The sequence below is a fragment of the Evansella sp. AB-rgal1 genome (assembly GCF_041820985.1).
In the GTDB taxonomy this organism is placed as follows: Bacteria; Bacillota; Bacilli; order Bacillales; family Salisediminibacteriaceae; genus Evansella.
This window is the reverse complement of the sequence record NZ_JBGUAU010000012.1, coordinates 38,813-62,528: the sequence shown is the minus strand read 5'-3', so window position 1 is coordinate 62,528 and position 23,716 is coordinate 38,813. Positions and strand designations below refer to the sequence as shown.

Below are 23,716 nucleotides of genomic sequence, written 5' to 3'. Positions count from 1 at the left end.
ACAAGGGATTTAATCTTCGATAGTATAATAGATAACAAAGACAACGAGTTACTTTTTCAAAAGGGACTCGAGGTCAAACAGGTGAAGATGAATGGGGAAGAAATTAATCTCTATTGTACTTCCATGTAGGAGATATTTTAAGGAGGCGGAAGAATAATGAGTAAATACACAAAAGAAAACATCTTAGCAATTGCAAAGGAAGAAAACGTACGTTATATTCGTCTACAATTCACTGACTTACTAGGGATTATCAAAAACGTAGAAATTCCAGTGGATCAATTACCTAAGGCACTTGATAACATGATGATGTTTGATGGTTCTTCTATCGAAGGGTTTGTACGTATCGAAGAATCTGATATGTACCTATACCCTGATTTAGACACTTGGGTTATCTTCCCTTGGAACCAAGAAAAAGGTAAAGTAGCACGTTTAATTTGTGACGTATACAACCCAGATGGAACTCCATTTGCAGGAGACCCACGTGGAGCTTTAAAGAGAGTATTAGAAGAAGCAAAAGCATTAGGTTTCACTGATTTTAATATCGGACCTGAACCAGAGTTCTTCCTTTTCAAAACAGATGAAAAAGGTGAGCCTACATTAGAGCTTAATGATAAAGGTGGATATTTCGATCTAGCACCAGTTGACCTTGGGGAAAACTGCCGTCGTGATATCGTGTTAGAATTAGAAGATATGGGCTTTGAGATTGAAGCATCTCACCATGAAGTAGCTCCTGGTCAGCATGAAATTGATTTCAAATATGCAGATGCAGTTACAACGTGCGATAACATTCAAACATTTAAATTAGTTGTAAAAACGATTGCAGCAAAACATGGTTTACATGCGACATTCATGCCAAAACCATTATTCGGTGTAAACGGAAGTGGTATGCATGCTAATATGTCACTATTCCGTGGACCAAAAGAAAATGCATTCTTTGATGAAAATGCACCTGCACAATTAAGTGAAACTGCGATGCAATTCATTGCTGGTATCTTAAAACATGCTGCAGCTTTTACTGCAATTACGAATCCAACAGTTAACTCTTACAAGCGCTTAGTTCCTGGTTACGAAGCACCTTGTTATGTTGCGTGGTCTATGAGAAACCGTTCACCATTAATTCGTATTCCATCTTCTCGAGGAATAAGTACTCGTGTTGAAGTTCGTAGTCCAGACCCATCAGCAAATCCATACCTTGCAATGGCAGCAATGCTAGCAGCTGGATTAGATGGAATTCGTAATCAATTAACACCACCTCCAGCAACAGACAGAAACATCTATGTTATGGATGAAAACGAGCGTTTAGCTGAAGGTATTGAAGCTTTACCAGCAACTTTAAAAGGTGCTATTGATGCTTTAAAGAAAGATGAAATCATTACAAGCTCTTTAGGGGCTCACGTATTAGAGCACTTCATTGAAGCAAAAGAGATTGAGTGGGACATGTTCCGTACCCAAGTACACCCTTGGGAAAGAGAGCAGTATATGACTACTTATTAATATGCAAAACCCCAAAGCTTAGGCTTTGGGGTTTTCTTATGCAAAAAAACCATATAACTATTGAATGATGTTAGATTCGGATGCTTGTGCTTTTCATAATTACCAAACTTCTCCTTACATACCAATATGATAAATGGAAAATATAACAATAAAGAGAACCTTTAAGATTGATACTATTCGAAGGTATATTTGGAAGGAGATAATAATGTTTGATTTTTGGACTGGAGCAGAAGATCTTCCAATCTATGGATTTTTAGTTCGAGCCACTATAATTTATACATATGTATTTTTGCTTGTGAAAATTTTAGGTCAACGATCTATGGGAACTATTAGCCCAATTGATTTTATCTTCGGTGTTGTTATTGGGGATGTTATCGGTGAACCATTGTCCAGTGGAGACCTCCCGTTGGCTGGTCCATTAGCTGCTGCATCAATGATCGGGTTCTTTCATTTAGCTTTATCGTATATTGCTCTAAAAACTCCGAGGTTTCGCAGAGTTATTGAAGATGAACCACTTATATTAATGAAAGATGGAAAAATTATGCATAAGGAGCTAACGAAAGCCAAAGTAACGATTGATTCGCTATTGATGGACTTACGTTTACAGAGTGCTAGTGATTTTAATGAAATCGATTATGCTGTTTTAGAGGCAAATGGACAAATTAGCGTAATTAAGAAAAGCGAATTTCAATCAATCACTCCAAATGATATGAACAAAAGTACAAACCCAAAAGGTTATCCAACAATTTTAATTGAAGACGGAAGAATCATTCATGCCAATGTTAAGAAGGTTGGATCACTCCAATGGCTTTCTAATCAGATGAAAAAATTAGGGATTACCGACCATAAAGATGTATTTTTACTTTCCATGGATGAGGGTGGACAATTTTATTATAGTATGAAGGAAAGGTATTAATCGGAGCCGTGTGGGAAATCAAAAGAAAAAGGCTCTTACAAACAGAGAATAACAATTCGCGGTTTGTAAGAGTCTTTATTTAAAGGCTTAAAGATAAGATAAATACATATTAATGAATAGACCGGAATACACCAACTACTTTACCGAGTATAGAAACGTTTTGCAAAATGATAGGTTCTAACGAGGAGTTTTCCGGCTGAAGACGGAAGTGATCTTTTTCTTTAAAGAAACGTTTAACCGTTGCTTCATCTTCTTCTGTCATTGCGACAACAATTTCTCCATTATTGGCACTTTGCTGTTGACGAACTACAACATAATCACCATCGAAAATACCCGCCTCTATCATAGAATCTCCTTGGATTTCAAGAATAAACGAATTTTCATCTTGTACAAAATTTGCAGGTAAAGGTATATACTCTTCCACATTTTCTATGGCTGTAATAGGAGAACCAGCGGTAACTTTCCCGATAATGGGAACATAGATTGATGGAGTTTCCGAGATGTTGGAAGATGGTACTCCCCTTACTTCAATGGCTCTTGGTTTCGTAGGATCGCGACGAATGAGTCCTTTTTTTTCTAGCCTAGAAAGATGACCGTGAACTGTGGAACTAGAGGCTAGGCCAACAGCTTCCCCAATTTCCCTAACAGAAGGAGGATATCCTTTGTCTTTCACTTCCCGTTTTATAAAATCTAAAATATCTTGTTGACGTTTCGATAAATTTGACATAATAGCACCTCGTTTACTAGATTACGAAACTTGAATATATGTATTTGATGCAAGACCAGAGATATATTTAGGAACATTATACCATGTGAGTGGCAGTGGTGCAAACATTCGTTCTACTTTCCTGTTGACACGAACGAGTGTTCTTGTTATACTATACTCGAACATACATTCTCATGAGGTGATGAAAAATGAAAATTATACGAAAATTTAAAAACCAAATAGATGCATCATTCGCAGTATTATTACTAGCAATCGGATTATTCACATGGACATACATAAATTCTAATCAAGTTCATGCAATAGATGACTATGTGACGGTAGAGTGGGTTGTTTCGGAAGGTGAGTCGTTATGGACTATTGCTTCAAAGAATCAACTGGGGGATCAAATGGTAATGGAAGAGATAATTACATGGATAAAAAATAAAAATGGGTTAAGTAGTGAAAGAATTTACCCTGGACAAACCATTTATGTTCCAATATTATTGGAATCCTTTGCTTCTGAACATGACTGATAAGTATGTTATATTTATGATGGGCATAAAACTTGATTCTCCTATGTCACTTATGTACGATAGAATGTATGTAATACATTGGAGGTAGTGTAATGTTAAGTAAAGAGAAGCTACAACGCATAAATGAGTTATCAGCAAAAGCGAAAAAAGAAGGTCTTTCATTGAAGGAACAGAAAGAGCAAAAAGAATTACGAGAGGCATATCTAAAAAATGTAAGGCAATCTTTTAAAAATCAATTAAAATCTGTAAAGATAGTAGATGAAGAGGGAAATGATGTAACACCGGAGAAGTTAAAAAAAGATAAAAACAATGATCCTTTCATACATTAAATCTATCGGCTACTAATTTTTTAGTAGTTGTTTTTTTATTGTGAAAGTATATTTTTTTACCTGTGGTGTTTTTTCTTAATATCTTTATCATTAAATCATTATGATAGTAAGCATGTTTTAAAAAAGAAAAGATGGATTTTGACAAATTTTAAAAGGAAGAAAAAGTATGTAAGTGATTTCATTGTTATCATACCTTCTTTTGTACATACTAACTATATACTAGCTGATTATGCTTTTTGAGCAAATCATGTATATACTGTTGTCTTAATAAAAAAGAAAGTATATGATGAATGAAGAAAATGTCAATTTTTGATGAGAGGATGATTTTTTTATGGTAGATAATATCGAGGCTCTATCTATTAGTACGATTCGAACGTTGTCCATTGATGGTGTTGAAAAAGCAAACTCTGGACATCCTGGGATGCCAATGGGAGCGGCTCCTATGGCCTATTCTTTATTTGCGAAATATATGAATCACAATCCAAAAAATCCTGATTGGTTTAACCGTGATCGGTTTGTGTTATCAGCAGGACACGGTTCTATGCTATTATACAGCTTACTTCATTTACATGGATACGATGTTTCCATAGATGACTTAAAAAACTTTCGTCAATTAGGAAGTAAAACTCCAGGTCACCCAGAATATAAGCATACTCCTGGTGTTGAAGCGACAACAGGTCCATTAGGACAAGGTTTTGCTATGGCAGTAGGTATGGCAATGGCAGAAAGACACCTTGCGGCTACCTATAATAAGGAAGATTTTAATGTAGTCGACCATTATACATACAGCATATGTGGTGATGGTGATTTAATGGAAGGTGTGTCTGCAGAAGCTGCATCATTGGCAGGTCATTTAAAATTAGGGCGTCTCGTTGTACTTTATGATTCAAATGATATTTCTTTAGATGGAGATTTACATCAATCTTTTTCTGAAAGTGTGGAAAAGCGCTTTGAGGCTTATGGATGGCAAGTAATTCGTGTGGAAGATGGTAATGATGTAGAAGAGATTTCTCGCGCGATCGAATTAGCAAAAACAGATGATCGACCTACATTAGTTGAGGTGAAAACAGTTATTGGATACGGTTCGCCTAACAGAAGTGGTTCTAACGAGTCCCATGGTAAGCCACTAGGTGAAGAAGAAGCAAAAATGACAAAAGAAGCATATAAGTGGGTGTTCGAAGAGGATTTCCATGTTCCGTCGGAAGTGAGAGAACATTATAATGCTTTAGCACAACAAGGCGCAAAGCAAGAAGCTGAATGGAACGAGCTTTTTGAAAAATATAAACAAGCACACCCAGAATTAGCTCAGCAATTCCAAGCTGCGATTACTGGTGAATTACCTGAAGGCTGGAATCAAGACTTACCAACCTATGAGTCAGGTAGCAAGCTTGCAACACGCCAATCAAGTGGCGAAGCATTGAATGCTATTGCGAAAAAAGTGCCATATCTATTTGGTGGTTCTGCAGACCTTGCGTCATCGAATAACTCGATGCTAAAAGGAGAAGAAGATTTTTCAAGAGATAATTACGCTGGACGAAACGTATGGTTTGGTGTAAGAGAATTTGCGATGGCTTGTGCTGTAAACGGTATGGCATTACATGGCGGAATTAAGCCGTATGCAGCAACATTCTTCGTGTTCTCAGACTATCTTCGTCCTGCAGTAAGACTATCTGCATTAATGGGAGTACCTGTTACGTATGTATTTACACATGACAGTATTGCGGTAGGTGAAGACGGACCTACACATGAGCCTGTAGAGCAATTACCAGCCTTAAGAGCAATGCCTGGAGTTTCTGTGATCAGACCAGGTGATGCAAATGAAACAGTTGCAGCATGGCAATTAGCTTTAGAAAGTAAAGATGAGCCAACAGCTCTGGTTCTTACTCGTCAAGGCTTGCCTACAATTGACGGAACGAAAGAATCAGCTTACGAAGGTGTAAAAAAAGGAGCATACGTTATTTCTGAAGCGAATGGTGATAAAGACGGTATCCTTTTAGCGACTGGATCAGAGGTCCATCTTGCTGTAGAAGCACAAAAAGTATTGGAAAAGGACGGAATCTTTGTTTCAGTAGTAAGTATGCCGAGCTGGGATCGTTTTGAAAAACAATCAAAAGAATACAAAGAGTCAGTTATTCCATCAAATGTAAAAGCTCGTCTAGGTATTGAGATGGCAGTTCCTTTAGGATGGGAACGTTACACAGGAGATCATGGATCAGTGCTAGGAATCAATGGATTCGGTGCTTCAGGTGAAGGTGGAGTTGTCGTAAAAGAATACGGCTTCTCAGTAGAAAATGTCGTTGCTCAATTCAAACAACTATTAGAAAAATAGATTTATTTTTTATATGGTGTAAGAACGGTGTAAATGCCTTTCTTACACCTTTTTTTCTACAAGGCTCTTTTTACCAAGATTGTTTATGTTGACATCAAATGAAGTAAGTTCTGATTTGAAACTTCTAATCTTAAACCAGCATTAACGAATACATTTCTATAGGTATGACTTTTCTGAATGATCTTCTATCACCTTTGTAAATAAATCCCTTTTATATACTTTTAGCAAAAACAGCCTTCTACAAAAAAAGTCAAGTATCCCTTCATAGAGCGACAAATCTTGGACAACCTCTCCGCTATAATAGTGTGAAGGTATTTTCCTTGGAGGGATTATAATGCGAGAATATGAAATTTACATCATTAAAGATGAAATTGCTATCGAGTATTTTGGATTAGAAGGAAAACTTTTTAATTTATTTCAAGAAAATCGTTTTGCTAAAGGTAAATTAAAGGATGTAACAGATAAACAAATAAACTTTATAGTGGAACCAATAAACATTGCAAAATTAGAAGATATTATTGTATCCCGCTTACAAAAATCAGTTGGCTATTCTGCGGACAGTAACAAGCACTTTATTCGATTGCCAGATAAAAATAGTCAAGCTGGTTTATATCTGGATGATAATTACCTCACGTTGTTTTCTGAAGGTACGTATGATGCAGAGGCATGCTTTTTTGAAATACTACGCTATTATCATTCCTACTTTATCGCAATGGAGTTTGAACAACAAAGATATGGTTGGTTAAAACCATTAAAATCAATAGACTATGTACAACAGATTAATTAGAAGATCTTTTATCCCACTTAGCATGGACAGAATTTCAGCCATCATAGAGGAATTAGACTACTTAGAGCGACGGGAAATTGGCACCATGAAGAATGAAAAACGTTATAAGATGCTTTAGAAACATCAACTTCCGAATAGAATTCTTACCACCAAAGTAATAATACTTGATAAGTTAACCACAAACGAGCATACGTATTTTCAGGGTAGATTAAAAGAAATAACACGTAAAAATGATTATTGTCGAATTGACATAACGATTTCTTCATCAATCACTTTAATTGTACGAGCCAATGAGTTATAATGAACTAGGTTTGAAATAATATTGGACATGTCTCCAAGACAGCATAGAGAAGAAGGGGGTACACAAACATGGCAATAGGTTGGGTAATTCTTATTGGAGTACTTTGCCTTTTAGGCGGTGTTGCTGCAGGATTTTTTATCGCAAGACAATATATGATGAGCTATATGAAAAAGAATCCACCAATTAACGAAAAAATGCTTCGTGTAATGATGATGCAAATGGGTATGAACCCGTCACAAAAGAAAGTAAATCAAATGATGAAAGCAATGCAAAGCAATATGAAGTAATAGAAACACTCCAAACCGGAGTGTTTTTTATATTCATATAACTTTTCTATCTTTTCCAACTTTTCCATTTCTGATATGATGGAAAGGGTCTTTGTAAAAATTGATGTATAGAAAATTGGGGTGCTGTGATGCGTGTATTTAAAGATTTAGCTTGGTATTTTAAGCAAGAAAAATGGAACTATGGTGGAGGAATTCTTGTTCTTGCGCTTGTTTCGTTATTTTCCTTATTACCACCATATATTATTGGGGTTATAGTGGACCATATTGATAAGGGAACACTAACGGAAACCATTTTGTTCCAGTGGATGCTCGTATTATTTGCCTTAGCAGTAATTGTTTATATATTACGGTACTTGTGGAGAATTTTAATTTTTGGTCCAGCGATTCGATTAGCTAGACTATTGCGAAATCAGCTGTTTGAGCATTTTTCAAAAATGTCAGCATCGTTTTTTCAAAAAAGACGTACAGGCGATTTAATGGCTCATTCCACAAATGATATCCGAGCTATCGAGCAGACAGCTGGTGCAGGGGTATTAACGCTAGTAGATTCCATTACAATGGGAAGCTTTGTTATTATTACGATGGCAGTTACAATCAGTTGGGAGCTTACACTCATTGCCCTCATACCTATGCCTTTTATGGCACTAGCTGTTAACAAATATGGCTCGATGCTACATAAGCGTTTTTCGAAGGCGCAAGCTGCTTTCTCTACTTTAAACGATAAAGTACAAGAGAGTATGTCAGGAATTCGTGTTACAAAAACGTTTGGATATGAGAAGCAAGAAGTTGCCTCGTTTACGAAAGAATCGGAAGATGTAGTGAAAAAAAATGTGTCTGTTGCGAAAGTAGATGCATTATTCGATCCAACTATTCAAATCATTGTAGGAATTTCGTTTTTCTTATCGCTTGTTTTTGGTGCTCGGTATGTGGTAGCAGGTGACATGTCCATCGGTCAGCTTACTAGTTTTACAGTCTATTTAGGGCTTCTAATCTGGCCAATGCTTGCATTTGGGTGGTTGTTTAATATTGTGGAACGTGGGAGAGCATCGTATGACCGAGTATCACAACTATTAAAAGTGGAACAAGATATCGTAGATAAACCAAATGCAATTGATAAACAACCAAAAGGAGACTTAGAGTTTCAGATTCAATCCTTTTCATACAAAAAAGAAGAGCAGCCAGCTTTAAAGGATATTCATTTCCACTTGAAACGTGGAGAAACGTTAGGAGTTGCTGGTAGAACTGGTAGTGGAAAAACAACACTCATTAAAACACTTATGCGGGATTTTGAAATAAAGCATGGACATGTTTTATTTGACGGTAAACGGTTAGATGACTATACATTAAATGGTCTTCGTGCTTCTATAGGCTATGTTCCACAAGATCATTTCCTTTTTTCAGCAACAATAGCGGACAACATTGCTTTTGCTAAACCTGATGCTACCTATCAGGAAATTATTGAAGCAGCAAAATTAGCTTCCATACATGAAGATATTATCCGCTTTGATGAAGGGTATGAAACGATTGTCGGAGAACGTGGTGTAACCTTGTCTGGAGGACAAAAGCAACGTATTTCTATCGCCCGAGCATTGTTGGCAAATCCAGAAGTACTTATTTTAGATGACTCGCTTTCGGCAGTAGATGCAAAAACAGAAGAGCTTATACTAAATGCATTACGACAAATTCGTCGAGGAAAAACTACATTTATTACTGCCCATAGATTAAGTGCTATTAAACATGCAGATTTAATCTTAGTATTAGATCAAGGAGAAATATTGGAACGTGGAGACCATGCGACATTAATGGAGCAAAATGGGTGGTACCGTCAAATGTATGATCATCAGCAGTTAGAAACGTTAGTGGAAAAAGGAGGGATGTCATCATGATGGAACGACATAAACATTTGTTGATCCCTTTACCACAAGGAACTGTATTCAAACAATTAATGAGCTATGCCAAAATCCATTGGAAATGGCTCACCGTCGCATTTGTGTTATTAGTTGGTGGTACAAGCGCACAGATACTAGGTCCAATATTAATAAAGGTATTTATCGATGACTATTTAACACCAAGGGTTTTTGACTTTCAGCCTTTATTAATGCTAGGGGTAGGTTATCTTGTATTATATTTTGCAGCAGCAATGATGAATTACTTTCAATCTTTATTGTTTCAAAAAACAGCATTAGAAATTATCCAACAAATACGGATCGATGTATTTGAAAAAGTCGAAAGGTTAGGCCTATCATTTTTTGATCAATTTCCCACTGGAGGACTTGTATCTCGAATAACAAATGACACCGAACAAGTAAAGGAACTATACGTAAGTGTATTGGCAATTTTCGTCCAAAACATTGTGTTTCTTATTGGTGTTTTTGTTGCAATGTTCATCTTGAATGTTCAATTAGCTTTGTTCTGTCTTGTTCTTATACCAATGTTGTTTATTTTAATGAAGCTTTATCGAAAATTCAGTTCTAGATACTATGCAGAAATGAGTGAAAAGCTCAGCCAATTGAATGCAAGACTAAATGAGTCCATTCAAGGGATGGCAATTGTTCAGATTTTTCGCCAAGAACGAAGAATGAATCGTGAATTTCAAAAAACAAACCAAGAGCATCACGAAGCGTGGTTTAAAAGCATTAAACTAGATGGACTTTTGCTTCGTCCTGCCGTTGATTTCTTATCCATTATGGCCCTCGTATTGGTTTTAAGCTTTTTTGGAATCACATCTCTAAATAGTCCTGTAGAAATTGGGGTATTATATGCTTTTGTAAGTTACTTAGATCGTTTCTTTGAACCTGTGAACCAAGTGATGCAACGTTTATCAATTTTCCAACAGGCAATGATTTCTGCTGGACGTGTATTCCGGTTAATGGATCACGACGAAATAGCACCTAAAAAACAAGGGGATAACACTCCTCAAGTTTCAAAGGGTGAAATTGAGTTCAAGGATGTTACGTTCTCTTATGATGGAAAACAAGATGTGTTAAAGAACATTAACTTCAAAGTAAAAGAAGGGGAAACATTAGCACTTGTTGGTCATACGGGGAGTGGAAAAAGCTCGATAATCAATTTGCTCATGCGTTTTTATTCCATAAAACATGGCGAAATTCTTATTGATGGAGAAAAAATTGAACACTTTTCAGATGAAGAACTTCGTGAAAAAATGGGGTTAGTACTTCAAGATCCATTCCTATTTGTTGGGGATATTGAACATAATATTCGTCTATTTGATGACTCTCTGTCTCAAGAGGATGTAATAGAAGCTGCAAAATTCGTGCACGCACACCCTTATATTGAACGATTACCAAAGGGATATAAAACACCGGTTGGAGAAAGAGGTTCTACGTTTTCTAGTGGACAGCGTCAGCTCCTTTCTTTTGCCAGAACGATGGCGAAGAAACCTAAAATTCTTGTTTTAGATGAAGCGACAGCAAGTGTGGATACCGAAACGGAAACAGAAATTCAGGTTGCATTGGAGAAGATGAGACGAGGGAGAACAACAATCGCTATTGCCCACCGTTTATCGACTATAAAGGATGCAGATCAAATCTTAGTTCTCCATCAAGGTGAAATCGTAGAACGGGGTACTCATCAGGAGTTATTACAAGAAGAGGGTTTATATCATAAAATGTATCTTCTTCAACAGGGAGCGGAAAAATTAGAGGAAATGATAGGTGACTAAATAAAATTATTGTGAAAGGTGGGGGAAGATGGGAGATTTACAGGAGCGTATTACGATAGAACAGCCGTTAGATGCAGTGTTTTCCTTTTTAGCAAATCCAGAAAATAGAACAGAAATGTATGTTAATGTTGTGGAAGTTGTAAAGAAGGAGGATACTGTTTACGAAGAAATAAGACAATTTTCAAATCGGAAAGTGAGTTCCACATTGAAATTACTGGAAGTGGTGGAAAATAAGAAAGTAGTTTTGAAAAGTGAATCCAATGGTTTAAATGTCCAGTATGTATATAAGGTTAGTTCGATAGATGATGGCTCTACGAGAGTGACATTTGAAGGAACAGTTCAAACAGACACAATCCGTACAAAGTTACTCCGGCCACTATTAGTAAAGATGTTAAAACGAGAAGAAGGAGACCATTTAACATCTGTAAAAAAAGTAATGGAGTCGTAGTTCTTTCATAAGCCTTTTTTATGACGGAGTTTTAGATGAGAATAGGCTGGGACATAAGGAAAGTGTAACATGCAAGACGACCGATAGGGTACCTTAGCGGAGGAAATATAAGAAGACTCCGGCGGGATCAAAAGGCAAGGGTCAGACCACAAGAGTGCTTAAGCGCTCGGCGGCTCACCAGCCGCCCGCGGAAAGCGAAGTATATTTGTGCAGCAAATAGTACCAAGAATCATTTCGTTGGGATTTCTCTTTGCTGAAAACACTTTTGTCCCAACCTCTTCTTACAATTCGAATATGAAAATTTTATGACAAGTGAATGTAAGATGATTGACAAAGGATACTTACCAGGGGTATGGTATAAATAACGAGGTGATTCATATGGACAAGGAACTGAATATTCCATTATCAGTGAACAAAAAACCTGCAGCAATGAGAACAGATGATGAGAAAAAAGAGTTGATTCAACGTCTAAGAAGAGTGGAAGGACAAGTAAGAGGTATTCAACGAATGGTGGAAGAAGACCGGTATTGCGTAGATATTTTAGTACAATTGTCTGCTATAACAGCGGCGTTGAAAAAAGTAGGGTATAACTTACTGGAAGATCATACTCGTGGTTGCGTTTCACATGCGGTTTCGAATGGTGAAGGTGACGAAGCCATCAATGAACTAATGAAAGTGATTCAACAATTCTCAAAATAATTGTTTGTCTTCTGCTTTCTTTGGAGAGCTTAAAAATATAAATAATTTACTTTTAGGAGTGTGCTATATGAAAAAAGAAATCATTCAAGTAGACGGTATGACGTGTGGACACTGTAAATCTTCAGTGGAAGGTGCATTGAAGAAATTAGCTGGAGTTACTGCAGCAGAAGTAAGTCTAGAAGATAAAAATGTTTCGGTTGAATTTGATGCTGATACAGTAACGGTAGATAAACTTAAGGAAGAAATAGAAGAACAAGGTTTTGATGTAGTATCTTAATAGGTTTATGAAAACGTTGGGTGTTCCCAGCGTTTTTTTCTTAAAAGAAAGTATAACATTTTTGGACTTAGAAAGTTGTCTTGCTCCAGGCGCCATGACCTCGTGTCAAATAACCTGGACGATGAAAAGTAAAAAGTACTTTTCAACTGAAAGAACATTTTTCTTCGCAGATATGCAAGCGGATTAAGCTTTTCGTTCGTCCAGAACATTTGCATTTCGGTCATGAAAGGGCGCCTTACGATTTTCTTATAAAACGGCATCTTTGTTTTTTGTTTAATGATGGAAGGGGCAATGTTTCTATGCTATACATAAAACGTGTTGTTATTCTGCTGATAATCTTAACTGTCTCTCTATTTTTATGGATGGATCAGCAACAGAAAAGGATGAATTTAGGTTCTGTAGCAACAATCCCACAACCAGGGTATACAGCACCGAATTTTCAACTAAATAAAATAAGTTACCCAATGGAAACTATTACATTATCGGACCTTACCCTTACAGAAAAAAATGGTGTCATTTTGTATTTTTGGACGTCCTGGTGTCCTTTCTGTAGTGCCTCCATGGAAGCATTACAACATTCCTTTCAAACCTATGGAGACGAAATCCATTTCGTTGGGATAAATGTAACAAAGCAAGACTCCATATCAGAAGCAACAAAGTTTCTTGAGAAGCACCAAATTCACTTCGAAAATGTAATGGATATAGAGGGAACCGTTTCTGGCTCTTATTATGTTCCACCAATTCCTGCAACGATCTTCATTAACAGTGAAGGAATCATTACTCATCGTAAAGTTGGTGCTATAACAGTAATAGAAATTGAGCAATCGATCGCTCAAATGAAAAGGGGTAATTAAATGTTTCATCCGTTTGAAACCTTTTCCCTAGGGCCGTTTACAATATCTATTCAACTTTTATTTCTCATCATTGGGATATTCTTAAGTTATGTATTTTTCGTAACCTATTTGAAGAAAGCAGATAAAGGTAATTACAAGGAAGTTGAAAATCATGTTTTTGTTTCCTTAATTATTGCTATTGGTATTTATAAGCTATGGCCATTTATTCTTCAACCAAGCTTACTAACGTCTCCAAGCAATCTTCTTTATTTTATGGGAGGACCATATGCATTACAAGTTTCCGTAGGAGTGTCACTACTTTATTTTTTTATCCAATCATTACGGAAAAAATGGTCGTATCAGACTTTTGATAGTCTAGCTTTTGGAGTGGTGATTTCCCTATTTGTGCTTTCATTCTTTGTACGAGAATACGGGCAAGTAACACCATTTTCTTTAGGTTTCAAATTGGATGGGGAAGTATATCATCCTATAAATATTTATAAAAGTTGGTCTTACCTAATACTAATAATTTCTTGTTTATTACTAATATCAAAAGAAAAAAGGTTTGCTAGAACCATTTTTCTTTTTATTGGTATACTATTCATTACCTATTTACTAGCTCCGTTCTCGTAATAGGGGATTCTACTTTATTTGTGCGATATAATAATGGAGAAGAATGATAGATAGAAGAGGACATTCCCATGATAGAAATAGTCGTAAGTATCTTCGCTTTAATCATGGCATTTTTGGCTTTGTTCAATCGAATTTATACGAAAGTAGCTGCTATTTACCTATCTACTATGGTGTTGAATTAGATGAAATTAACTGTGTTCTTTATGATGAAAAACGAGACAAATTCACTATGTGAAAAGGTCTCGTTTTTACTGTGTAATTTTTAGTTTTCTCCCTCTAAACGGAACTATTTATACTTTTTCTTAGGGGATTTTATTTTAAGTATTGCATTATTTTGCAGAAAAATAAGCTTCATACTGTTGAATATCAATTTCTTTTTCTTTTAATTTTTTGATTAAAAACTTATGATCTCTTTTCGGGGTTGCGATGATATAGCCTTTAATGATTAATTCATCTGTCATTTGAACTGCTTTTTCCTCTAATGCCAATTCTCCTATTTTACCTGCTATTTTTCCTTTTGCTACATCACGAAACAACTCAGGAACAGGCTCTACCAATTCATTTAAAAATGCTTTTTTCTCGTCTGTCCATAAATGTAATGTTTCATTTATGTAATGTTCTTGCCAATCGAGAATGGATTTACCATCTTCCTTTGGCATTTTCTTTAAAAACTTACGAAACATAAAATATCCTCCGATACCCATGGTCACGGATAAAAAGATTGACCAAAGGACGATCATCCACATAAACCAATCGTTCGGCATCAGACATCACCTCTTCCTTTTCCTGTTCTATATTGTACGCTATTCTTCAAGTTCTGAAAAGAGAGAGCTATTATATTTTTCCGTTTTCATCATAAAAACTTGTAGGAGGAGGACGATAATTAGTATAGTTACATTAAAGTGATTTTATAGGAAGGGATAGATTAGAATGGCAGAGATTAAATATGAAATAGTAGAAACGCTTGCAGTTTTATCACAATCACCAAAAGGGTGGAATAGAGAACTGAATTTAGTAAGTTGGAACGGACGTGAACCTAAATACGATATTCGCGATTGGTCACCGAATCACGAAAAAATGGGCAAAGGTCTCACTTTTTCAAAAGAAGAACTTAGTAAACTGAAGGACGTTCTGGAAGAACTGAAATAATATTACAATACATACATGATTTGAACCGGGAGAATGATTTCTTCCGGTTAGTTGTAAAGATCATAAGAGGTATTTTTGAATAGAAATGCTTTTTTTGAGCAGTACTCGAGTTTAAGTATGCATAATATATGGACTTGTAAATAGAATGGTAGTAATAAACTTTTGAAAAATGAGGTGTTTACCGTTAAATTTTTCATTTTTGTAACTGGGTTATCGATTTTGGCATTTCTAAGCACACGTTTCAGAGAACCTTTTACAGAACCTTATACGTTTAGCAGTTTTATTATAAAAGAGGCTGGAATGAAAGAAGCAGACAAAAAAATGGGCACTACAGCAAAAGGCGAAAAGGATAGTTCTAGTAGTGATAGTTCGGATTTTGGTGGGGGAGAATAGAAGGAAGAGTCCCCATCAAATTTGATGGAGACTTGTAAGTCTTATTTCATAAGGCTTATTTTTCTATCACCATTGTTTTCTCACAAAAGATTCTACCTTGCGTTTTAGTGAGATATTCCATGGTTCATGTTCAGGTCCAATAGGATGTACTAGTACTGTTTTCATTCCTAAACGTTTACCACACCAAACATCTGTAAAAAGCTGGTCCCCTAAAAACAGACTGGAATTGGGTTTCGCTTGTACCTCTCTCATAATTCCTTTTATCTTTGTTGTAGCAGGTTTGTTCGCCATACCATAGCCCCTCAAATCATAAGGCTTTGTAAAACGATCTACTCTTCCTTGATTATTATTTGAAAGGATGACAAGCTGCACGTTATGGTCATGAAGAAGCTGTAACCATTTTTCAAATTGCTCGTCCCCACCTTGATCATGCGCTGCTAATGTACTATCAAGATCTGAAAATATGTGTGTAATACCGTTGTCATCTAACCACTTCCCTGTTATATCTGAATAATGTTCAAATAAATAATCTGGCTTAAAATAAATCATGAAGTGCATCCTTTCTTCGTTCCATACTTAATAACTACTACTAGTATAATAAATCAGTGTTTTAAATTCTATTCGTTATTTCTTTGTTTCCTCCATATTGGCTAAATAATAAAGTGCTTTTGCATAAATGCTTGTAGCCTTTAGTAAATCATCTACCTCGATATATTCATCCTTTTGATGTGCGGTCATCTCTTTTCCAGGAAAAACAGCTCCATAAGCCACACAATTAGGAAGTAAGCTAGCATACGTGTTTCCGCCACTAGATAAAAGGGTAGGTTCATCACCCGTTTCCTCTTCATATGCTTTTTGAAGTGCAGCGATCATTGGTGCTTCCTTGTCCACATGGTGGGGGTTCTTATTACGTATTTCCCCAATCGAGACATTGTATATAGAAATGATTTTCTGTAGCTGTTTTTCAATTGTTTCAAATTGTGCTGTTACAGGATAGCGAATATTCAGATGTACAAACCCCTCATTGTTTTCATAGGAAAAAATCGCTGGGTTTACTGTTAATGGTCCAGTTATGTCATCCGTATGGTCTATTCCTAATTTCACTCCATAATGTTCTTCATATAATAGATCCTGAACAAATGTTACATAACCTTTAGCCTGATTATTTAAAGAGAGGGAATACAGAAAATGAATTAGAGCTACAGCAGCATTTTTCCCTTTAAATGGAACCATGCTATGGGCAGAAGTTCCTTTTAACGTTAAGATAGCTTTCCCATCATTTTTATCCATAGTGCCTTGTAGGTCTTGATTTAGTATGTATTCGTTAAACTTTTTTTCTAATGTGGAGACATCGCCTTTTAGCACAGCGGTAGCTGTCTCTGGAACCATATTTGCGCGCGTTCCTGATGAGAAGGATACTAAATCATACTCGTGAGAAGAATATGTTTGCTCATTAGAAGATCGAAACTGTAACCGTGCGTTTATCTGGCCTTTTTCCGCATTTATAATGGGGAATGTGGCATCAGGAGCAAAACCAGCTGTGGGAGGTTGCTCTATTTCTCGATATTTTCTCAAGCAGCTCATTCCACTTTCTTCGTCGGTGCCAAAAATAATACGTATTTTTCGCTTTATAGGCAAATCTAATTCTTGTAAAAGCTTTACAGCATAAAAAGCTGCCATTGTTGGGCCTTTGTCATCGATGGAGCCACGAGCATAAAGTTTCCCATCACGAATGGTTGGTTCGAAAGGAGGAGATGTCCATTCCCCTGTTGCAGGAACAACATCAATGTGGCATAAAATTGCTATATGATCGTCACTTTGGGATTTTCCATACTCAGCATATCCATAATACCCATGGTGATTTTTTGTTTGATACCCCTGTTTTTGACATAAATTCAGCATAAACTCTAAAGCTTCTGCCACTTTTTTTCCCATTGGTTTTTCATCAGTAGTGGAGAGTATATCTTTTGTGCTTTCCATTTTTAATAAGTTGTTCAAATCTAAAAGGAGATCATTTTTTCGAGCTAACACTTCACGATATAAATCCATTTTTTCAGCTCCTAACCCTCTCAATAGTAGATTGCATGTTTCTTCCACCATTATTATACCAAAACGTTATGATTCATTAAAATATGTATTATTCTTTCGTATTATAAGGTAAATTTTTGTTTTGTCACATTATTCAAAAAACGACATTTTTCATTGGTAATGTCTAATTATGCGCTTGCCTGGGAAATAGTTTCATGAAAAAAACTCCTCATTTCCCAAAGGGAATGAAGAGTTTGTATTATAAGTTGATGCGATAAAGGAGAGTAGAAGGATCGCCAGTTACCCACAGGAACGCGAGCAGGCTGAACCAAATAGACTAACTACCAACAATATTTGGAATAATAGATAGTTTGACTACTTATTGACACGCTAATTTTCAGGGTAGTTCTTTCAACTATAAACTTTTGGAACAGATAGAGATTATTCTAACAATGTTTGTACCGTAACAAAGGTATATCCCTGTTCATGTAATTCATCGATAATAACTGGCAATGCTTCCACAGTTCCATCTAACAATCGTTCATGTTGAAAATTGTGTTGTAGAATAATCCCCCCAGGTGAAACATCTCGGAGGACAATGTTCACTATTTCTCTTCCTGATAAACCGCTCCAATCTAGGGTATCTACAGACCACAAGATGTTTCTCATGCCAATTTCATTAAGTATGGCAATATCCGCTTTCGTAATAGCTCCAAATGGCGGTCGGAATAAATCGGATTTTCTTCCAATAGTTTTCAGCAGTATTTCTTGTGTTGTAACTATTTCTTTTCTTACGTCTACTGACCATTTTGTCCTTAGATCAGGATGAGTTGTGGTATGATTTCCAATCCCGTGACCTTCATTCACTATTCTTTTCATCATATCTGGGTAGGAATTTATTTCATATCCTACAACAAAAAATGTAGCTAGTACTCCTTTTTCTTTTAGAATATCAAGAATCTTAGGAGTGTAATAATCTTCTGGTCCATCATCAAAAGTTAAAGCTACAAGTTTTCTCGATGTGGCTCGTTTATTCATACCATTAGATTTAACATATAAATTTGTTGAAATTAATGTTCTTTTCGCCTTGTGATCATAAGAGATATCCATGTCTAACTTCTTTGCAACTTCCATTAAAGGAACAAATACTTCATTTTGAAATTCGATAGTCTCCGATGAAAGGATGCCTCTATTCCACGAACGAGTTACTCTATCATATTCATCCGTATAGTTTTTTCCAACTGGGAATGCCACCTTTTTATCCTTTGCCTGAAAAACGACGGAGCGGTATATTTCATTCCAATCTACTTGAGCACCGGTATGCTTGAAAAATATCGCAGGTACATGAATTTGTCCATCTCTCATCATATACTTTGTATTTATTGGAACATTATCAATAATAATCGGTGCTACCGGTAAACTAGATTCTTGAGCGTTACTAGGTAAAGGAAAGGTTGTTATAAAAATAATAAGGATAACAAGGTACGAGCAAGTCCGTTTGTGCTTCCAAATCCTATTCATCATATCATGCTCCTTTATGAAATTTAGATTATAATAGATAAACTGTGTAGAGTTACAGAAAATTATTACCAAGTATCTTCAGGAGTTTCTTTAGATTATTTTATTTTTAAAAAAGTAAGAACTTATTGAAACAACAGAGCGTTTCATTCGACATATATAGTAGACAGATCTAAATAGTGAAAAAAGAGAGGAAGTGACGAATGGAAGAAGACGTTGTTCGAGATATTGATGTTCTTTGTGAGGCGTATTACAGAGATGTGTATCAGTTTTGTCTTTATTTTACAAATAATAAAAATGATGCAGAGGATTTAACGCAAGAAACGTTTGTGAAAGTTTTAAACGGATTATCTCATTTTCATCATCGTGCTAAAGTAAAAACATGGATTCTATCGATTGCCAAAAACACTGCGATCGATCATTATCGAAGAAAGAAAATCATAAAATTTCTTCCTGAAATATTTATAAATGAAAGAATGACAGAGTCAGGTGTACCTGATGAGGTTTATAGAGTGAAGGAAGAGTGGCAGGAAGTAGAAATTGCACTTATTTCATTAAAACCATTATACCGAAATGTGATTATACTCAAAGGGATACAAGAATTAAGTAATAAAGAAACAGCAGAAATATTAGGGTGTAATGAAACAAAGGTTAGAGTGACGTTTCATAGGGCAATAAAGCAGCTTCATACAAAGTTATCTATGCCTGAGAGGGGGTATTTTCATCATGGACGATAAGACAAAAGAATTGCTCTCTTTGTTACGAAATCATCCTCAAAAAGAACCAAGCCTGTCGTTTAAAAAACGATTGAAACACGAATTAAGGCAAAGAGTAGAGAAAGTAGAAAGGAAAAAAAGGTATATAAAAATTGGAAACATTGTAAGTTTAACAACGATCTCTCTCATACTACTCATCTGGCTAGTTTCTCCCTCAGGGAATGAATTACTAAAGAATAACTTGAACAGTTTATTAGGCAACAATACTCCTAATTACGGTGACGTAGATGAAAGTGATAATTACCTAGAGGTTCCGGAAATAGAGGAGATAGAGGAAGATCAATTACCAACTTTTCCAGAAAGTGTCGAACTTACTTACAAGGAGTTGGAGTGGGAAACACTTAAAAAAGATGATCTATTAGATTGGGTAAAACTTGAAGAACGTTTATTAGGTCATTTATATGGGTATGAAATTATCATTGAATTGTATGCAGGAAACGATGATATGGAAATAGTGCACGGGGTAATTACTTACAACACGGAAACTTTTACTATCCATAATATCGGTTATGTTCATGATATGGAGTCTATTGGAATAGAGGTTGTTTCATCTAGTTACGGTGAAGATGAAGTCATTTATCTCATTGGTGTAGTTGGATCTCCTACATTAGGATATGAGTATATATTTTATGAAGAAAATGAGGATAATTGGTATAGTTATCATCATTGGGGCAAACCCGAATTAATAGATATTCATGAGAAGAAAGAGGTACTAATGCAATTTGAAGGGAAAGGTCTTCAACCACCAAATGTATCTATTTTATCGTGGGGTGAAGGGAATTTTGTAGTAGCTGATGTGCCATCATCTTTTCAAAAGCAGAGTGTTAATATAGATGAGAATATGCTTTTTTCGTCCACGTATCGTAAAGAGAATGATTCAATTGTAATTGACGTAACACTCTTTCATGAAAGTATGGAGTATGAAAGAGCATATCTATTCTTAGATGAGAAGTTAATAAAGACGAATACTTCAAACTAAATGTCAGAAAAGAACAGTTGATGGTGACACTTTCTCTATGAGTCACCATCAACTGTTCTTTCTCTTCTACCAAGTATCATGTAGTTTCCTTGCCACATTTCTTCCACTTAACACAACCATAGGAGAGCCACCACCAGGATGAGTACTGCCACCAACGAAATATAAATTAGGAATATCTTTTGATGTGTTAAAAGGTCGTAAAAATGTATCTCGTTTGCGATTGGATGCTAACCCATATAAGGAACCACGAAATGCAAGAAACTTGTTTGCAATTCTACTTGGGTCAACTGTTATATCCTCAAGTAAATTATCGCGTATTGCTAATCCTCGCTTTTCTAAGGAATCATAAATGTTTTCCTTCATCAACAAAGAATCATCTCCCTTTCCATCTGATGAAAGGGGAGGGGCATTTACCAAAATAAATAAGTTATCACCATCAGGTGAGAGAGTAGTATCTGTTTTGGAAGAAGTACAAATATAGATCGTAGGATCAACACCAAACTGTTGATGTTCAAACAATGTAGTAAATTCTTTTTTCGGATTTGCACTGAAAAAAACATGATGGTGATGTAAATCGAATCTCGTTTTCATTGCAGCTAATATGACAAAGGCAGAGATAGATGGTTGTATATGGTTTAGAGAAAAGTTTGGGCGGTGCTGCTTTTCTACGAGTCTTGGATATTGAGTTAGCAAATCTCCATTTAAGATAAACACATTCCCTTCGAAACGCTGGTCACTGTCCGTAATGACGGCAGAAATGTTATTATCTTTTACCTCCATTTTTGTTATTTCTGTATTTAAAAGAATAGATACACCTAATTTTCTAGCTAGTTTCTCGAAGCCAAGAGCTATTTGACTGTTTCCACCTCGAGTAAAATACACCCCATCTACTAATTCTAGGTGTCCAATTAACCCAAAGGTAGCAGGGGTCGTATATGGAGAAGAGCCTATATAGGTCGCATAACGATTAAAGGCAAATCTCACCCTGGGATCTTTAAAAAACTGTTGATGAAAGGCATCTAATGTTGTTAGAGGCCTTACTTTTGTCATTGCTTTAACTAAAGGAAGGGAGAGATAATCTTTCCACGATGAAAACGTTCGGTGAAAGAAATGGTTCTGTGAAAGGGTGTATATCTTCTCTACTTCAGCTAAATATTCATCGTACTTATCTGCAGCAAAGGAATCTAGCTTTAACAACTCTTCTTTCATTCTCTCTTTATGGGAGGAAAAATAAAAGGATGTGTTATCAGCAAATACATTTTTCGTATGGGTTTCTAGTTTTTCGAATGTAAAGTAATCATCTGGATTCTCTCCAGCTTCAAAAATAACATTACGAAAAACATGGGGCATGGTAATTGTATTAGGCCCGAAGTCAAATCGGTGACTTCCAAGGGAAACTTCATGAAGCTTTCCTCCAACATGATTGTTCTTTTCTATTAAAGTAACCTGCCATCCACTAGACTGAAGTTTGATAGCTGCACTAAGCCCTCCTAATCCACCACCGATAATCACAGCATGTTTTTTCATAAGTATGTTCGTCCTTTCCAAGAGAATCCTCTTTTTGATACCTGTAAAAACATAGAATAAAATAATACTAGAAGTGTTACTATTACGGAAAATGGAAATAAGAGAAAGTTCCAACTAGTTTGCTTTGTAGTTACATCCACCGTCCATTTTTGTGCAAGTACTAGGCCGATAAGAACAAAACTTAGGTAGGTGAAGCTGTAAAATAGACTAATGATAAAAGGATATACAAAAACAACAGCATAAAATAATGATAAAAATAGTGCGAGTAGCGGGTTTCGACCTAATCCAGGAAAAATATTCTTCGAGAATCCACCCCATACTTCTTTACTACTTTCGTACATATAACAAGAAATATACTGCGAGATATTCATAAGTTTCACATAATAATTTGCTTTTTTCACTTGTCTTGCAATATGGATGTCTTCTACAAGTGAATCTTTCACTGAACGATGTCCATCCACCGCTTCATATGCTTCTCGTTGAAACATCATAAAGGCACCATGAGCAGCAGTGAATGCTGATATCTTTGTTTTATTTGCGATGATAATTGGCAAATGAAAATGAACGATAAAGTGCTGCATAGGAACAAGTAAACGACTTAAGATATTGTTTGTAGGGCACTTTGGAAAACCGGTAATAAGACCAGTATCAGTATCAAACGAGCTGATACAATGCTCCAAACTATTTGGATGAAGAGATACATCTGCATCCAGAAAAAGCAAGAAATCTCCTTTTGCTTCAAGCGATAATTGATGACATGCAAATACTTTTCCAACCCAGTCATTTGGAAGCGGTTTGCCTTCTATGAGCTTGAACCGCTTGTCATTTCTAATTGCTTGTTGTACAAGCGACTTCGTATTATCTTTTGAGTGATCGTCTAGGATGATCACTTCAAAGTTGTGATATGTTAAAGACTTTACAACATTTATGATCCGTTCTACGTTTCGTTCTTCATTCCGCATTGGTATTAGAACAGAAATGAGAGGTGAAGATGATAGTAAGGATATAGATGGGAGTGTTGGTAAACAGAAACTATTAAACATTACCCATAACAGAAAGAAAAGATGAATTACTATATAAAATTCTAACAAT

General features: G+C 35.9%; 25 protein-coding genes. 18 read left to right on the top strand and 7 right to left on the bottom strand.

Annotated elements, in window-relative coordinates; translation table 11 throughout:
- Positions 1-156: 156 nt before the first annotated feature.
- Both glnA and ACERII_RS11845 read left to right on the top strand, forming a co-directional pair.
- Positions 157-1,494, top strand: a complete 1,338-nt coding sequence (glnA, locus tag ACERII_RS11850; protein ID WP_373642565.1) for a type I glutamate--ammonia ligase — start codon at positions 157-159, stop codon at positions 1,492-1,494.
- A 205-nt stretch (positions 1,495-1,699) separates the two neighbouring features.
- On the top strand, positions 1,700-2,410 hold the full coding sequence (locus tag ACERII_RS11845; RefSeq protein ID WP_373642564.1) for a DUF421 domain-containing protein: 711 nt from the start codon (positions 1,700-1,702) through the stop codon (positions 2,408-2,410).
- 109 nt (positions 2,411-2,519) lie between these two features.
- On the opposite strand, the gene lexA is transcribed toward ACERII_RS11845, so the two are convergent.
- The gene (gene lexA, locus ACERII_RS11840) at positions 2,520-3,137 is read right to left on the bottom strand and encodes a transcriptional repressor LexA (RefSeq protein WP_373642563.1); all 618 of its coding nucleotides are present in this window, start codon (positions 3,135-3,137) and stop codon (positions 2,520-2,522) included.
- A gap of 188 nt (positions 3,138-3,325) precedes the next feature.
- Here lexA and yneA point away from each other — a divergent pair, with 188 nt between their 5' ends.
- The 12 genes from yneA (at position 3,326) to ACERII_RS11780 (ending at position 14,254) form a co-directional block, all read left to right on the top strand.
- The gene (gene yneA / locus ACERII_RS11835; RefSeq protein ID WP_373642562.1) at positions 3,326-3,649 is read left to right on the top strand and encodes a cell division suppressor protein YneA; all 324 of its coding nucleotides are present in this window, start codon (positions 3,326-3,328) and stop codon (positions 3,647-3,649) included.
- 92 nt (positions 3,650-3,741) lie between these two features.
- On the top strand, positions 3,742-3,978 hold the full coding sequence (locus tag ACERII_RS11830) for a DUF896 domain-containing protein (protein WP_373642561.1): 237 nt from the start codon (positions 3,742-3,744) through the stop codon (positions 3,976-3,978).
- Positions 3,979-4,309: 331 nt separating this feature from the next.
- Positions 4,310-6,307: a transketolase gene (gene tkt, locus ACERII_RS11825; RefSeq protein WP_373642560.1), complete on the top strand. Its 1,998-nt coding sequence runs from the start codon at positions 4,310-4,312 to the stop codon at positions 6,305-6,307.
- Positions 6,308-6,641: 334 nt separating this feature from the next.
- Positions 6,642-7,094, top strand: coding sequence for a sporulation inhibitor of replication protein SirA (sirA, locus tag ACERII_RS11820; protein ID WP_373642559.1), 453 nt, complete (start codon positions 6,642-6,644; stop codon positions 7,092-7,094).
- Positions 7,095-7,463: 369 nt separating this feature from the next.
- Positions 7,464-7,682, top strand: coding sequence for a YneF family protein (locus ACERII_RS11815; RefSeq protein ID WP_373642558.1), 219 nt, complete (start codon positions 7,464-7,466; stop codon positions 7,680-7,682).
- 128 nt (positions 7,683-7,810) lie between these two features.
- Entirely contained in the window at positions 7,811-9,568 is a 1,758-nt protein-coding gene (locus tag ACERII_RS11810; protein WP_373642557.1) for an ABC transporter transmembrane domain-containing protein, read from the top strand.
- Positions 9,568-11,364 (top strand): ABC transporter ATP-binding protein, encoded by a 1,797-nt coding sequence (locus tag ACERII_RS11805; protein ID WP_373642671.1) that lies wholly within the window; start codon positions 9,568-9,570, stop codon positions 11,362-11,364. Before ACERII_RS11810 ends, ACERII_RS11805 begins: the two co-directional genes overlap by 1 nt.
- Positions 11,365-11,392: 28 nt before the next feature.
- A complete protein-coding gene (locus ACERII_RS11800) occupies positions 11,393-11,812 on the top strand; it encodes an SRPBCC family protein (protein ID WP_373642556.1) in 420 nt (139 codons plus the stop codon).
- Between the two features lie 378 nt (positions 11,813-12,190).
- Positions 12,191-12,511, top strand: a complete 321-nt coding sequence (locus ACERII_RS11795; RefSeq protein ID WP_373642555.1) for a metal-sensitive transcriptional regulator — start codon at positions 12,191-12,193, stop codon at positions 12,509-12,511.
- 67 nt (positions 12,512-12,578) lie between these two features.
- Positions 12,579-12,788: a copper chaperone CopZ gene (gene copZ / locus ACERII_RS11790; protein ID WP_373642554.1), complete on the top strand. Its 210-nt coding sequence runs from the start codon at positions 12,579-12,581 to the stop codon at positions 12,786-12,788.
- A 299-nt stretch (positions 12,789-13,087) separates the two neighbouring features.
- Positions 13,088-13,642, top strand: a complete 555-nt coding sequence (locus tag ACERII_RS11785; RefSeq protein WP_373642553.1) for a TlpA family protein disulfide reductase — start codon at positions 13,088-13,090, stop codon at positions 13,640-13,642.
- The gene (locus tag ACERII_RS11780; protein WP_373642552.1) at positions 13,643-14,254 is read left to right on the top strand and encodes a hypothetical protein; all 612 of its coding nucleotides are present in this window, start codon (positions 13,643-13,645) and stop codon (positions 14,252-14,254) included.
- A 329-nt stretch (positions 14,255-14,583) separates the two neighbouring features.
- Here the strand turns inward: ACERII_RS11780 and ACERII_RS11775 are convergent, their stop codons facing one another.
- Entirely contained in the window at positions 14,584-15,018 is a 435-nt protein-coding gene (locus tag ACERII_RS11775) for a DUF2621 domain-containing protein (RefSeq protein WP_373642551.1), read from the bottom strand.
- A 166-nt stretch (positions 15,019-15,184) separates the two neighbouring features.
- On the opposite strand from ACERII_RS11775, the gene ACERII_RS11770 reads away from it, so the two are divergent.
- A complete protein-coding gene (locus ACERII_RS11770) occupies positions 15,185-15,403 on the top strand; it encodes a YdbC family protein (RefSeq protein WP_373642550.1) in 219 nt (72 codons plus the stop codon).
- 162 nt (positions 15,404-15,565) lie between these two features.
- Positions 15,566-15,796 carry a hypothetical protein gene (locus ACERII_RS11765; protein WP_373642549.1) on the top strand — a complete coding sequence of 77 codons (231 nt, stop codon included), beginning with the start codon at positions 15,566-15,568 and terminating at the stop codon, positions 15,794-15,796.
- Between the two features lie 66 nt (positions 15,797-15,862).
- Here the strand turns inward: ACERII_RS11765 and ACERII_RS11760 are convergent, their stop codons facing one another.
- The 3 genes from ACERII_RS11760 to ACERII_RS11750 all read right to left on the bottom strand — a co-directional run bounded on the left by ACERII_RS11760 (position 15,863) and on the right by ACERII_RS11750 (position 19,345).
- The gene (locus tag ACERII_RS11760; RefSeq protein WP_373642548.1) at positions 15,863-16,345 is read right to left on the bottom strand and encodes a YqeG family HAD IIIA-type phosphatase; all 483 of its coding nucleotides are present in this window, start codon (positions 16,343-16,345) and stop codon (positions 15,863-15,865) included.
- A gap of 75 nt (positions 16,346-16,420) precedes the next feature.
- Positions 16,421-17,845 (bottom strand): dipeptidase PepV, encoded by a 1,425-nt coding sequence (gene pepV, locus ACERII_RS11755; protein WP_373642547.1) that lies wholly within the window; start codon positions 17,843-17,845, stop codon positions 16,421-16,423.
- 420 nt (positions 17,846-18,265) lie between these two features.
- Positions 18,266-19,345 carry a polysaccharide deacetylase family protein gene (locus tag ACERII_RS11750; RefSeq protein WP_373642546.1) on the bottom strand — a complete coding sequence of 360 codons (1,080 nt, stop codon included), beginning with the start codon at positions 19,343-19,345 and terminating at the stop codon, positions 18,266-18,268.
- A 200-nt stretch (positions 19,346-19,545) separates the two neighbouring features.
- On the opposite strand from ACERII_RS11750, the gene ACERII_RS11745 reads away from it, so the two are divergent.
- The gene (locus ACERII_RS11745; protein WP_373642545.1) at positions 19,546-20,079 is read left to right on the top strand and encodes an RNA polymerase sigma factor; all 534 of its coding nucleotides are present in this window, start codon (positions 19,546-19,548) and stop codon (positions 20,077-20,079) included.
- Complete coding sequence (locus ACERII_RS11740; protein WP_373642544.1) at positions 20,069-21,097, top strand: hypothetical protein; 1,029 nt, start codon at positions 20,069-20,071, stop codon at positions 21,095-21,097. The genes ACERII_RS11745 and ACERII_RS11740 overlap by 11 nt, the downstream gene beginning before the upstream one ends.
- Before the next feature lie 66 nt (positions 21,098-21,163).
- On the opposite strand, the gene ACERII_RS11735 is transcribed toward ACERII_RS11740, so the two are convergent.
- Complete coding sequence (locus ACERII_RS11735) at positions 21,164-22,624, bottom strand: phytoene desaturase family protein (protein ID WP_373642543.1); 1,461 nt, start codon at positions 22,622-22,624, stop codon at positions 21,164-21,166.
- A complete protein-coding gene (locus tag ACERII_RS11730; protein WP_373642542.1) occupies positions 22,621-23,715 on the bottom strand; it encodes a glycosyltransferase family 2 protein in 1,095 nt (364 codons plus the stop codon). Before ACERII_RS11730 ends, ACERII_RS11735 begins: the two co-directional genes overlap by 4 nt.
- Position 23,716 lies beyond the last annotated feature (1 nt).

Coding starts and splice junctions, on each gene's coding strand:
- glnA (WP_373642565.1), top strand. CDS start 157: ATGAGTAAATACACAAAAGAAAACATCTTAGCAATTGCAAAGGAAGAA.
- ACERII_RS11845 (WP_373642564.1), top strand. CDS start 1,700: ATGTTTGATTTTTGGACTGGAGCAGAAGATCTTCCAATCTATGGATTT.
- lexA (WP_373642563.1), bottom strand. CDS start 3,137: ATGTCAAATTTATCGAAACGTCAACAAGATATTTTAGATTTTATAAAA.
- yneA (WP_373642562.1), top strand. CDS start 3,326: ATGAAAATTATACGAAAATTTAAAAACCAAATAGATGCATCATTCGCA.
- ACERII_RS11830 (WP_373642561.1), top strand. CDS start 3,742: ATGTTAAGTAAAGAGAAGCTACAACGCATAAATGAGTTATCAGCAAAA.
- tkt (WP_373642560.1), top strand. CDS start 4,310: ATGGTAGATAATATCGAGGCTCTATCTATTAGTACGATTCGAACGTTG.
- sirA (WP_373642559.1), top strand. CDS start 6,642: ATGCGAGAATATGAAATTTACATCATTAAAGATGAAATTGCTATCGAG.
- ACERII_RS11815 (WP_373642558.1), top strand. CDS start 7,464: ATGGCAATAGGTTGGGTAATTCTTATTGGAGTACTTTGCCTTTTAGGC.
- ACERII_RS11810 (WP_373642557.1), top strand. CDS start 7,811: ATGCGTGTATTTAAAGATTTAGCTTGGTATTTTAAGCAAGAAAAATGG.
- ACERII_RS11805 (WP_373642671.1), top strand. CDS start 9,568: ATGGAACGACATAAACATTTGTTGATCCCTTTACCACAAGGAACTGTA.
- ACERII_RS11800 (WP_373642556.1), top strand. CDS start 11,393: ATGGGAGATTTACAGGAGCGTATTACGATAGAACAGCCGTTAGATGCA.
- ACERII_RS11795 (WP_373642555.1), top strand. CDS start 12,191: ATGGACAAGGAACTGAATATTCCATTATCAGTGAACAAAAAACCTGCA.
- copZ (WP_373642554.1), top strand. CDS start 12,579: ATGAAAAAAGAAATCATTCAAGTAGACGGTATGACGTGTGGACACTGT.
- ACERII_RS11785 (WP_373642553.1), top strand. CDS start 13,088: ATGCTATACATAAAACGTGTTGTTATTCTGCTGATAATCTTAACTGTC.
- ACERII_RS11780 (WP_373642552.1), top strand. CDS start 13,643: ATGTTTCATCCGTTTGAAACCTTTTCCCTAGGGCCGTTTACAATATCT.
- ACERII_RS11775 (WP_373642551.1), bottom strand. CDS start 15,018: ATGCCGAACGATTGGTTTATGTGGATGATCGTCCTTTGGTCAATCTTT.
- ACERII_RS11770 (WP_373642550.1), top strand. CDS start 15,185: ATGGCAGAGATTAAATATGAAATAGTAGAAACGCTTGCAGTTTTATCA.
- ACERII_RS11760 (WP_373642548.1), bottom strand. CDS start 16,345: ATGATTTATTTTAAGCCAGATTATTTATTTGAACATTATTCAGATATA.
- pepV (WP_373642547.1), bottom strand. CDS start 17,845: ATGGATTTATATCGTGAAGTGTTAGCTCGAAAAAATGATCTCCTTTTA.
- ACERII_RS11750 (WP_373642546.1), bottom strand. CDS start 19,345: ATGAATAGGATTTGGAAGCACAAACGGACTTGCTCGTACCTTGTTATC.
- ACERII_RS11745 (WP_373642545.1), top strand. CDS start 19,546: ATGGAAGAAGACGTTGTTCGAGATATTGATGTTCTTTGTGAGGCGTAT.
- ACERII_RS11740 (WP_373642544.1), top strand. CDS start 20,069: ATGGACGATAAGACAAAAGAATTGCTCTCTTTGTTACGAAATCATCCT.
- ACERII_RS11735 (WP_373642543.1), bottom strand. CDS start 22,624: ATGAAAAAACATGCTGTGATTATCGGTGGTGGATTAGGAGGGCTTAGT.